Source organism: Streptomyces fuscigenes (genome assembly GCF_021556455.1).
Taxonomy (GTDB): Bacteria; Actinomycetota; Actinomycetes; order Streptomycetales; family Streptomycetaceae; genus Streptomyces; species Streptomyces fuscigenes.
In genome coordinates this window covers 1-11074 of the sequence record NZ_JAKGCV010000172.1, presented here as the reverse complement: position 1 = coordinate 11074, position 11074 = coordinate 1, and the positions used below count along the sequence as shown (strand labels likewise).

Annotated in this window: 8 protein-coding genes, 1 other RNA gene and 2 pseudogenes; 1 reads left to right on the top strand and 10 read right to left on the bottom strand. The window is 71.2% G+C overall.

The features are described 5' to 3' along the window. The 6 genes and pseudogenes from L1885_RS15665 to ftsE form a co-directional block, all read right to left on the bottom strand. Positions 1 to 458, bottom strand: a pseudogene (locus tag L1885_RS15665) (hypothetical protein); the annotation flags it as partial. Positions 459 to 1520: 1062 nt separating this feature from the next. Next, positions 1521 to 1907, bottom strand: a transfer-messenger RNA (tmRNA) gene (gene ssrA, locus L1885_RS15660). Positions 1908 to 2054: 147 nt separating this feature from the next. Continuing rightward, positions 2055 to 2534, bottom strand: a complete 480-nt coding sequence (gene smpB / locus L1885_RS15655; protein ID WP_235797729.1) for an SsrA-binding protein SmpB — start codon at positions 2532 to 2534, stop codon at positions 2055 to 2057. Between the two features lie 136 nt (positions 2535 to 2670). Then, positions 2671 to 3867 carry a S41 family peptidase gene (locus L1885_RS15650; protein ID WP_235797728.1) on the bottom strand — a complete coding sequence of 399 codons (1197 nt, stop codon included), beginning with the start codon at positions 3865 to 3867 and terminating at the stop codon, positions 2671 to 2673. Positions 3868 to 3936: 69 nt separating this feature from the next. Beyond that, positions 3937 to 4854 carry a permease-like cell division protein FtsX gene (ftsX, locus tag L1885_RS15645; RefSeq protein WP_235797727.1) on the bottom strand — a complete coding sequence of 306 codons (918 nt, stop codon included), beginning with the start codon at positions 4852 to 4854 and terminating at the stop codon, positions 3937 to 3939. Between the two features lie 81 nt (positions 4855 to 4935). Beyond that, positions 4936 to 5625 carry a cell division ATP-binding protein FtsE gene (gene ftsE, locus L1885_RS15640; protein WP_235797726.1) on the bottom strand — a complete coding sequence of 230 codons (690 nt, stop codon included), beginning with the start codon at positions 5623 to 5625 and terminating at the stop codon, positions 4936 to 4938. Between the two features lie 271 nt (positions 5626 to 5896). Here ftsE and L1885_RS15635 point away from each other — a divergent pair, with 271 nt between their 5' ends. Beyond that, positions 5897 to 6091, top strand: a complete 195-nt coding sequence (locus tag L1885_RS15635; protein WP_235797725.1) for a hypothetical protein — start codon at positions 5897 to 5899, stop codon at positions 6089 to 6091. 103 nt (positions 6092 to 6194) lie between these two features. Here L1885_RS15635 and L1885_RS15630 read toward each other — a convergent pair whose 3' ends face one another. The 4 genes and pseudogenes from L1885_RS15630 to L1885_RS15615 form a co-directional block, all read right to left on the bottom strand. Continuing rightward, positions 6195 to 7214, bottom strand: coding sequence for a hypothetical protein (locus tag L1885_RS15630; RefSeq protein WP_308117330.1), 1020 nt, complete (start codon positions 7212 to 7214; stop codon positions 6195 to 6197). 326 nt (positions 7215 to 7540) lie between these two features. Further along, complete coding sequence (gene prfB / locus L1885_RS15625; protein WP_235797724.1) at positions 7541 to 8647, bottom strand: peptide chain release factor 2; 1107 nt, start codon at positions 8645 to 8647, stop codon at positions 7541 to 7543. A gap of 94 nt (positions 8648 to 8741) precedes the next feature. Continuing rightward, a complete protein-coding gene (locus L1885_RS15620; RefSeq protein ID WP_235797723.1) occupies positions 8742 to 9992 on the bottom strand; it encodes a serine/threonine-protein kinase in 1251 nt (416 codons plus the stop codon). A gap of 427 nt (positions 9993 to 10419) precedes the next feature. Then, positions 10420 to 11074: pseudogene (locus L1885_RS15615) on the bottom strand (serine/threonine protein kinase); the annotation flags it as partial.

The window sequence follows — 11074 nt, the reverse complement described above, 5'->3', positions numbered from 1 at the left end:
GTCGTGCCCGTACCGCCGCCGGTCGCGGGGGAGCCGGCTGCGGCGCCGCCCGAGCGCGGGGTGGTGCTGCCGCCGGTGGTGCCGGCCTTGCCGGCGCCCGCCGTGCCGCTCGACGCGGCGGTCTTGCCGCCCGCCGGGGAGTGCGCGGCGCCGGAGGCCGCGACGCCGTGTCCGGCGGGCTTCCCGTCGGAGACGTCCGCGGCTCCCGTGCCGGGGTTCGGGACGAGATTGCCGTCGGCGTCCGTCACGGACGGGACGGGACCGGTCGGGCCGACCGGGTCCGAGGCGGCAGGGCTCGCGGACGGGTCCGTCTTCACCTTCTGCGCCGGCTTTCCCTTGTCGGCGAGGCCGGGGACGCCGGGTATGTTCAAAAGCGGTGCCGTGGAACCGCCACCGACCAGTGCCGCGATCAGCGTGACCGCGTAGGCCGCGCAGAGCACGGCCACTCCCCACCCCACGCGCCGGAGTTTCTTGCTCCTGCGGCCGCTGGCGTCGACGAACACGGGACCCGGGGTTTTCTTCCCGGGAGCTGTGCCGTTTTCGGCTCCGGGCTTTTCCGGAACGCTCGCCGCGCCGGGCAATTCGGAAAGCTGCCTGCCGAGGCCGTCGAGTTCGACGGTGATGTCGACCGGTTCATGCGTACGCCCGGACCGGGCGTCTTCTCGCCATTTTTCCACTGCTTCGCACTTCCCCCACTCAATGTTTCAGGGCGCGCGAATGGAACACCGGAATGCCGTCGGCCGGGCCCCCACCCGAACCGAGCGCCCCCTACCCTCTGCACCCGGGCCATGAATGTAGCGCACAGCACAGACGCCCGTACTTCCGCTTGCGAGATTCCCCCGCGTCCGTGTAGGGGGATTACGGAGATCGCAGAGCCCTTGAAGAATGGTTCAGACCATTCCGTTTTCCGTGTCCGCACCCGCTCTGGCGTGGCGTTTTACGGCCGGGACAGTGGATGCACAGAGCGACGGGCGGTGAACCGGGGGTGTCGCACCGGTGTCCGACATCGCTGGAAAATTCATGGCTCGGTGGCATCGATCGGGCCTCTCGACCCAGCCCCGCGCGACGAGCAAGCCCTTCGGATGTGCCCGATGTGCGATCTTTGGCCTTTTTGTCATTTTCGGCGATGCGATGCGGGCACGACTCCAGGCACCGGCCCGGCACCGGGTCACGCCTCGGCGCGGCACGTTTCCCTCACAGCCGGCATCACGGGGCCGCGAGGTGGTCCGTTTTCCCTCCAGCGGGTGATTTCCGGTAGAGGGGTCGGCTTCTCGTTTTCCGGCGTTGCCGCGCACCACCGGCGATCACTCGATGAGGAGGCGTTCGGAACCACACGGACAGGCGGAGGGAATTGCGTCCGCGGCGCCGGTGGCCCGGTAACCGGGTTCGCATCAAAAGGAAGTGGTGGCCATCCGGTCGACGACATAATCGCCCGCCGCCATGCGGCACAGGCAGCGCCGGGAACAACGACAAAGGCGCCACGCCCCGCATGGTGCGGGCCGTGGCGCCTTTGCTTTTTCCTGTGGAGATGGCGGGAATCGAACCCGCGTCCAACGGTGCGGAATCAGGGCTTCTCCGAGCGCAGTCCACTGCGATTTTCTCGGCCCCGGAGATCACGTGGACAAGTCTCCGACGGGCTCAGTCACTGTTTGATTTCCCTGCAGACCCCGTGACCGGGCCTACAGGTTTAGTCCCCTAGCTGATGCCAGGATCCGGGTCGGGAACACCCCCGGGCTGACACTCCGCGGAGTCTTCGCTAGCTGCTAATTAGGCAGCAAGGGCGAAGGCGGAGGAATCGCGCTTAGAATTGGCGATTATTGTTTGCGACATATGGTTTACGAGATCATTGCCGCTTCCTCGGCTCGCTTCCCCTGCTTCGACAGCCGCTGTCGAAACCGATCATCCCCATGTTGATTTTTCAAATGTGCGCCGATCAAGCCGCGCACGGTGTGGTGCGTAGCCCATCGTACGGGATCAACGTCGCACCGTGCCAGCGTATTCCCCTGCACGGCCCACCCGTGGACCCGCGGGGCGGGCGCGGACGCCCGCCGGCGTCAGGACTGCTGGCGCCTGCGCACCGCGGAGACGGCGCGCTCGGTCTCCCTGCGGTCCTGCTTCTCCCGCAGCGTCTGCCGCTTGTCGTACTCCCGCTTGCCCTTGGCCAGCGCGATCTCGACCTTGGCCCGGCCGTCCTTGAAGTACAGGGCGATGGGCACGATCGTGTGCCCCGTCTCCTGCACCTTGGACTCCAGCTTGTCGATCTCGGCCCGGTGCATCAGCAGCTTGCGCTTGCGCCGCGCGGAGTGGTTCGTCCAGGTGCCCTGGCTGTACTCGGGCACGTGCACGTTGTGCAGCCAGGCCTCGTGGCCGTCGATCTGCACGAAGCCGTCGACCAGCGACGCCCTCCCCATGCGCAGCGACTTCACCTCGGTGCCCGTCAGGACGAGACCCGACTCGTAGGTGTCGAGAATGAGGTAGTCGTGCCGGGCCTTCTTGTTCTGCGCAATCATCTTGCGCCCGGTTTCCTTAGCCATAGTCCCGCCATTTTCGCACTCCGGCGCAACCCCTTTACGTCCTGGACGCGGTGCGCCCGCGCACGGAGCCGGCCGCCCGCCGCCCCGGCGCCCCGCCGCGGGCGGACCCCGGGGAGCGGCGGCGCGAAGGCCCCGGTCAGGCGCCTTCGCCGACGCCCGTCAGGACGGTCTCCGCGCGCTGCTGGGGGTCGGCGCCGCCCGCCACGTCGGGCACGATGCCCCGGCCGTCCACGGCGTGCCCCGAGGGTGTCCTGTAGTGCCCCACGGTCAGCTCGGCGACGGACCCGCCCCCGAGCTTCGTCGGCATCTGGATCGAGCCCTTGCCGAACGTCCTGGAACCGACCACCACCGCCCTGCCCCGGTCCTGCAGGGCCCCGGTGAGCAGCTCCGCCGCGCTCATCGTGCCGCCGTCGACCAGGACCACGACCGGCCGGCGCCGGTCCCCGCCCCGCTGGGCGTACAACGCGTGCTGCCTGCCTTTCACGTCGTACGTGCCGACGAGGCCGCCGTCGAGGAACGCGGAGGCGGCCGTGACCGCCTCGGACAGCAGGCCGCCGTCGTTGCCGCGCAGGTCGAGCACGATGCCGGCGCCCGGCGCCGCGTCGCGGACCGCCTGCCGCACCCGTGCGCCGGTCCCCTTGGTGAACGAGTCGACGGCGATGCGCCGCGCGCCCCCGGGCAGCGGCTCGACGGACACCGAGGACACGGTCAGGCGGGCCCTGCGCAGGGTGCGCGTGGTGCGCCGGCCGTCGCGTTCGAGGCCGAGCGCCACCGTGCTGCCGGGGCGGGCCGCGGCGCGGCCGGGCCGGTCCCCGCGCAGCAGACCCAGGACCTCCGTGACGGGCAGCCCCGCTATGGGGCGGCCGTCCACCGTGCGCACGTCGTCCCCGGGCCGCACGCCCGCCCGCTGCGCCGGGCCGCCGCGCTGCACCCGGGTGATCTCGACGAGGCCGTCCGCGGTGCGCCGGGCGCCCACGCCCACGCCGGTGTACGCGCCGTCGAGGGCCTGCTCGAACTCCTCGTACTCGCCCCGGTCGTAGACGGCGCTCCAGCGGTCGCCGCTGCGGCTGACGACCTGCTGCGCGGCGTCGGTGCCCGACTCGCCGCGGGCCGTGGCACGCTCGGCGGCCCCGGCGACCGCGGCGGCGTCGAGCGTCCCGCCGGGCCGGGGCGCCGCCGCGCGGGCAGGGGCCCCGTGGTGCTCGGACTCACCCGTGCGCGGCAGGCAGTCCGTGGCGGCGGCGGTGCCCAGCACGGCCGCGAAGACCAACGTCAGGGCGGCCCCGCGGCTGAAGCCGCGGGGCCTGGGGCGCGGTACGGGCGATCCCGGCATGGCGCCAGAGTCTAGGACAACGTCCGGCCGGACACCGGGCCTTGGCCCAAGAACCACGGGGGGTACTCGTCACACCCTGAGGTACTTGCGCAACGCCACGAACGCGGCAACCGCGGGCATCAGCAGGCCGATCGCCAGTACCAGCGGCAGCTTGGAGAGCACCGCGTCCCAGCCGATGAACTTGACCAGCTGCATCTTCTGCTGGAGGTCGAGCCCGCCGTCGATGAGGAAGTAGCGGCCGGTCATCAGCATGACGCACGCGACCACGCCGCCGATCAGCCCGGCGAACGCGGCCTCCATGATGAACGGCAGCTGGATGTAGAAGCTCGACGCGCCGACGAGTCGCATGATCCCGGTCTCGCGTCTCCTGCTGAACGCCGACACCCGCACGGTGTTGACGATCAGCATCAGCGCGATGACCAGCATCAGCGCCATCACGCACAGCGCGGCGATGTTCATGCCGTTCATCAGGGAGAAGAGGTTCTCCAGGATGGAGCGCTGGTCCTGCACGGACTGCACGCCGTCGCGGCCGGAGAACGCCGTGGCGATCACCTTGTACTTCTGCGGGTCCTTGAGCTTGACCCGGTAGGACTCCTCCATCTGGTCCGGCGTGATGGAGGAGGCGAACGCCGTCTTGCCGTACTGCTCCTGGTAGTGCTTGTACGCCTGGTCGGCGTCCTCGTGGTAGACGTGCTCGATGATGCCCATCTTGTCCAGGTCGGCCTGGATCGAGGCCTTCTCCTGGTCCGTGACGGCACCCTTGGTGCACGCGGGGTCGTTGGTCGCGTCCGCCTTGTTGCACAGGAAGATCGAGACGTTGACCTTGTCGTACCAGTAGTCCTTCATCGTGCCGACCTGCTCACGCATGAGCAGCGCTCCGCCGAAGAGGGCGAGCGACAGGGCGACGGAGACGACGACCGCGAAGGTCATCGTGAGGTTGCGGCGGAGACCTACGCCGATCTCCGACAGGACGAACTGGGCGCGCATGGCGTCCTTTCAGCTGTGATGCCTCGGTGCTTCGCGCACCGGTCGGGCGGGGCCGCGCCGCGCCCGACCGGCGCCGGCGGGTCAGTGCTGGTAGCCGTAGACGCCGCGGACCTGGTCGCGGACCAGGCGGCCCTTCTCCAGCTCGATGACACGCTTGCGCATCTGGTCGACGATGTTCTGGTCGTGGGTGGCCATCACCACGGTGGTTCCGGTGCGGTTGATCCGGTCGAGCAGCTTCATGATGCCGACCGACGTCTGCGGGTCGAGGTTGCCCGTGGGCTCGTCCGCGATCAGCAGCATGGGCCGGTTGACGAACGCGCGCGCGATGGCGACGCGCTGCTGCTCACCACCCGACAACTCGCCCGGCATGCGGTCCTCCTTGCCGCCGAGGCCCACGAGATCCAGCACCTGGGGCACGGACTTGCGGGTCTCGCCGCGGGAGCGGCCGATGACCTCCTGCGCGAACGCCACGTTCTGCGCGACGGTCTTGTTGGGCAGCAGGCGGAAGTCCTGGAACACGGTCCCGAGCTGCCGCCGCATCTGCGGCACCTTCCAGTTGGACAGGCGCGCGAGGTCCTTGCCGAGGACGTGGACCATGCCGTGGCTGGCCCGCTCCTCCCTCAGCACGAGGCGCAGGAAGGTCGACTTTCCGGAACCGGACGAACCGACCAGGAAGACGAACTCCCCCTTCTCGATCTCCAGGGAGACGTCACGCAGGGCGGGGCGGTTCTGTTTCGGGTAGCTCTTGGAGACGTTGTCGAATCGGATCACGATGCACCACGGTCGGCCGGGAGTAGGTGAGCGTGACCTTACGCGAACCGGCTGGGCCCGCGCAGTCGGCGTTCCTTGTTGGGCGAATTGTCGGGGATGACGCGACTTCCCGCACGTTCACGAATCAGATGGAATGGCGCGAGAGTGCCCTCGGGCGCGCCGAGGCCGCCGGAAACTGGCAGAGTGGGAAGGGGGAACGGATGCGTTCCCCCGAGCGTTGCGCGGAGAGGTAGACACGAGCGGCTCCGCCGCGCGGTGAGGAGGAGAGCGCATGACCTACGACAGACTGGTGTGCGCCAACTGCGCGGGACCCGTCAGCGAGGGCAGGTGCGCCGTGTGCCGCGCCAGCCGGGAGCGCCTGCAGCAGAGCGGCCCCTTCGCCGGCCTGAGCCTGGCGGCGGTCCTGACGGTCCTGGTCCTGCTGATGGCCGCGGTGGCCCTGGTGGCGGTCAACCAGACGGCCTGACGGCCCCGGGGCCGTCACGGTCCGCACACACGACGGGAAGGGCCCGGGCGCTGCGGCGCCCGGGCCCTTCCGCGTAGGACCGGACGTGCCGGTCGCGAGGTGATCAGGCGGCGGTGTTCCGGCCCGCCAGGCGCGGCAGGAAGCGGAAGCCCACGCCACCGGCGATCATGGTCGCCGCACCCAGGATCAGGAACGTGGTGTCCCCGGAACCCGTCTCGGCGAGCTGCGAGGTGCCGGCGCTCTGCTCGACCGGCTGGTTGCCCACGCTGTCCGGGCTCGTGTTGTCCGCGCAGTTCACGCTGTCGAGGTCCACGGTGCAGGTGCTGACGTCACCGGTGGATCCGGAGCCGCCGGTCGCGCTGGAGCCGCCGGTGCTGCTGCCGCCGGTGCTGGAGGAGCCACCGCCGGTCGTGGACGAGCCACCACCGGTGGTCGAGGAGCCGCCACCCGTGGTCGAGGAGCCGCCGCCGGTCGTGGACGAGCCGCCACCGGTGGTCGAGGAACCGCCGCCGCCGTTGGTGCCGGTACCGCCGTTGTCACCCGTGCCACCGTTGTCACCCGTGCCACCGTTGTCGCCAGTGCCACCGTTGTCGCCGGTGCCACCGTTGTCGCCGGTACCGCCGTTGTCGCCCGTGCCACCGTTGTCACCGGTACCGCCGTTGTCGCCAGTGCCACCGTTGTCGCCAGTGCCGCCGTTGTCGCCAGTGCCACCGTTGTCGCCAGTGCCACCGTTGTCGCCGGTACCGCCGTCGTCGGAGCCGCCGATGAGGCTGCCGATCAGCCCACCGGTCGAGTCGTCCCCGCCGTTGTCACCGGTACCGCCGTTGTCGCCGGTGCCACCGTTGTCGCCGGTACCGCCGTCGTCGGTGGTGCCACCGTTGTCACCGGTACCGCCGTTGTCCTCACCCGCGGTGACGCCGCCGAGGAGCCCGCCGGTCGTCGAGCCGTCGCCATCGGTGTGGGCCATCGCGGGCGTCTCGGTGACGAGCCCGGCGGCCTGCGCGGCCCCCGCGGCTGTCAGCGACGCGCCGGCCACTATCACCGCGCCGGCGGCGATGCGCGCCACGCGGACACGCGTCTTCTTGATCATCTGCTTGGTACCCCCAGTGAATTCAGTCGTCATGGGCGCAGCGCCCGGAGCAGCGGCCGCGGGGAGTACGTGCGTTGCGTCCGTCCCCCGGTCAAACGCGCCCCGGAAATACGCATGCCAGGCGCCAGCCTTACGACTTTCCATATACGCGTCAAGGGCGTTGCGCGCGTGATGGGCGGGGAAGCGTCAGTTGTCCGAGACGTCCAGACATAACTGTGACATGAAATGGAACTGCCGCCTTCGCGGCGGCAGTTCCGTTCCGTTCCTTGGTGCTGTGCTGTGGTGCAGTTCCGTGCTCGCGCCGACGGCGGACGGCGTCAGCACTGTCGACCATGTCAGCGCTGTCGACCAAGCGAGATCTACTGCTCCTGCTGCTTGCGCCAGCGAATACCGGCCTCGAGGAACCCGTCGATCTCGCCGTCGAGCACGCCCTGCGGGTTGCCCACCTCGTGGCCCGTGCGCAGGTCCTTGACCATCTGGTAGGGGTGCAGGACGTACGAACGCATCTGGTTGCCCCAGGAATTGCCGCCGTCGCCCTTGAGGGCGTCCATCTTGGCCTGCTCCTCCTGGCGGCGGCGCTCGAGCAGCTTCGCCTGGAGGACGTTCATGGCGCTCGCCTTGTTCTGGATCTGCGAGCGCTCGTTCTGGCAGGAGACGACGATCCCGGTCGGGAGGTGGGTGATGCGGACGGCCGAGTCCGTGGTGTTCACGCCCTGGCCGCCGGGGCCCGAGGCGCGGTAGACGTCGACGCGCAGCTCGGACTCGTCGATCTCGACGTGGTCGCTCTGCTCGACGACCGGCAGCACCTCGACGCCGGCGAACGACGTCTGGCGGCGGCCCTGGTTGTCGAAGGGCGAGATGCGCACGAGGCGGTGGGTGCCCTGCTCGACGGAGAGCGTGCCGTAGGCGTAGGGCGCCTTCACGACGAAGGTGGACGACTTGATGCCGGCCTCTTCGGCGTACGAGGTCTCGTAGACCTCCGTGCTGTACCCGTGGCGCTCGGCCCAGCGCAGGTACATGCGCTGGAGCTGCTCGGCGAAGTCCGCGGCGTCGACGCCGCCCGCCTCGGCGCGCACGTTGACGAGCGCCTCGCGCTCGTCGTACTCGCCGGACAGGAGGGTGCGGACCTCCATCTCGTCCAGCGCCTTGCGCACGGAATCGAGCTCGGTCTCGGCCTCGGCGCGCGCCTCGGCGTCGCCCTCGTCCTCGGCCAGCTCGAACATCACCTCGAGGTCGTCGATGCGGCCGCGCAGCGCCTCGGTCCTGCGGACCTCGGACTGCAGGTGCGAGAGCCTGCTGGTGATCTTCTGAGCCGCCTCGGGGTCGTCCCACAGGGACGGCGCCGCGGCCTGCTCCTCAAGAACAGCGATGTCTGCCCTCTTCTTGTCGAGGTCCAGAACGGCCTCGATCGACTCCATGGTCGAGGAGAGGGACTTCAACTCTTCGGATACATCCACGACTGCCACGCGTCCAAGCGTAACCGGTGGCCGGGACACCCCTTCCCGGCCGTGGGGCGCTCCCCCGCGCGCGGCGGGGCCGCGGCGGGGGTCCCCCGGCAGGTCAGTGGGCCGGCCGCGTCGTCTGCTTCGAGTCCTGGGGACTGCCGTTGTCGCCGGTCGCGAGCCAGCCGCCGACGCCGAGGGCGACGACCAGCACGCCCGCGCCGACACCGAGCGTGATGCGGCGCTTGCGCACGGCCGTCTTGTGGTGACGGGCGGACCCGGGGCGCGGCGCACCCGGTGCGCGCGGGGCGCGGGCCGTGCCGCGCGCGCCGCCCGCCAGCTCGTCGGGGGCCGGAACGCGCATGCTGGTGTGCGTGTCGCGGTTGGAGTCGGGGGTGGCGCCGGGCACGAGCGGCACGACCCCGCGCCGGCGCGGTTCGCCCGACTCCGGACCGACGCCCGCCGGGTCCCCGTCCGCCGCGGTGTGCTCCGCCCCGTCCTCGGGGTGCTCGCTGCCCGGCTCGTCGACGTCGAGCGGCGGGATGCCCGAGAGCAGCGGCAGCACCTCGTGGAGCCGTGCGGCGAGCTCCGAGGCGCGCAGCCGGGAGGCGGGCGCCTTGGCCAGGCACTGCACGAGGAGCTGCCAGAGCTCCTCGGGGATGCCGGGCAGCGGCACGACGGTCTCGGTGACGTGCCGGCGCAGCACGGCGCCGGGGTGGCCCCCGCCGAACGGCGTGAAGCCGGCGAGGAGCTCGTACAGGACCGTCGCGAGGGCGTAGATGTCGACGGCGGCGCGCGGCGGCAGGCCCTCCACGATCTCCGGCGCAAGGTAGTCGGGCGTGCCGATGATGCGGGTGGTCTTCGTGCGGCTCGGGGTGTCGATGAGCTTGGCGACGCCGAAGTCGGTGATGAGCGCGGGGTGGGCGCCGCCGGGTCCGACGCGGCCTTCCATGTCGAGCAGGATGTTCTCGGGCTTGACGTCCCGGTGGACCACGCCCGCCGCGTGCGCGGCGGCGAGGCCCTCGGCGACGTCCGCGACGATCGCGACGGCCGCCTCGGGCGCGAGACGGCGCTCCCGGTCGAGGCGCGTGCGCAGGTCGGTGCCGCGGACGAGCCGCATGACGAGTGCCAGGTCGTTGCCGTCCACGACGAGGTCGCGCACGGCGACCACGTGCGGGTGGTCCAGCCCGAGCAGGGCGGTGCGCTCCTGCACGAAGCGTCCGACCAGCTCCTGGTCCGCCGCGAGATCGTCCCGCAGCAGTTTGACGGCGACGGGACCCTCGGGTCCTTCGCCGAGCCACACCGTGCCGGCGCTGCCGCGGCCCAGGATCTGGGTGGCGGTGTACCGGCTGCCGATATTCCGTGCCAAGACTGCTCCCTCAGCGGCGGGCGTTGCCCCTCGGTCGACCCTCAAAGTACGCGGCTTTCGGGGTGTTCCGTGCCCAGGAGGACGGCAACCTTCACTTCCGGGGACGAAATCACCCCTCAGAAGTCGACATAGCTACAGGGTCGCCGCGATACGGCCGGAAAGGTCGCCCCGCGGCCGAAAAGGACCTGCGCCCACCACCGGAGGCGGCGGCACCCTCTGGCGGGAACGGGTTGCCCGGAGGTGCCGGAGGGCCGTGCGTACGCCGCCGCGGTCCGTGCGGCGCCTCGGCGCGGGGCCCGGCGCCGGACGGCGCCTCACCGCGGCGCGCGGTGGCGTGGCGGGCGGCGCGGTGCGTCGGCGTGCGCCGCCGTGCGAAAGGATCACGCCACCGTGCCGTGCCGGGAGGACCGGCACAGCACGCCGACGGTCACTTGCCGGATCCGCCGAGGTCCGAGATCCAGCCCGACACCTTGGAGATGCCGTCGCCGATCGCGCTCCAGTAGCTCTTGCCGTCGGCGATCCAGCCCTGCAGCGGCGTCAGGTCCCACACGAGCCAGCCCGCCACGAAGAGCACGACGAGGACGACCAGGCAGCCCTTGAGGCAGCCGAGGCCCGGGATGTGCATCGGGTTGGCGCTGCGCTGCCGGGGCGCCCGCGGTTCGCGCGGGGGGCGCGGGGCGGGCTGCTGGGGCGGCGCGTACTGCTGCGGCGGGGCCGCGTACTGCTGGGGCGGCGGCTGCGGCCGGTACTGCTGCTGCTGGGGCTGCCGGTATTGCTGCTGTGACTGCTGAGGCTGCCGGTACTGCTGCTGGGGCTGCTGCGCGTACGGCGCGGGCGCGCCCCCGTACGGCGCCTGTCCGCCCTGGCCCTGCCCCTGCTGGGGCCCCTGCCGGCGGTGCGGCCGGTGGCGCAGCGGGTCCTGGGACGGGTCCAGGGGCTGCACCTGCGTCTGCTCGTTGCGGTCGCGCGCCGCCTGCAACTGGCTCTGCCACGGGTGCGGCCCCTGCGGGCCGCCCTGGGCGTCGGGGCCGGTGGCGGGCATCACGTTCGTCGCGGCGGCCGGGTCGTACCCGGCCGCGGCG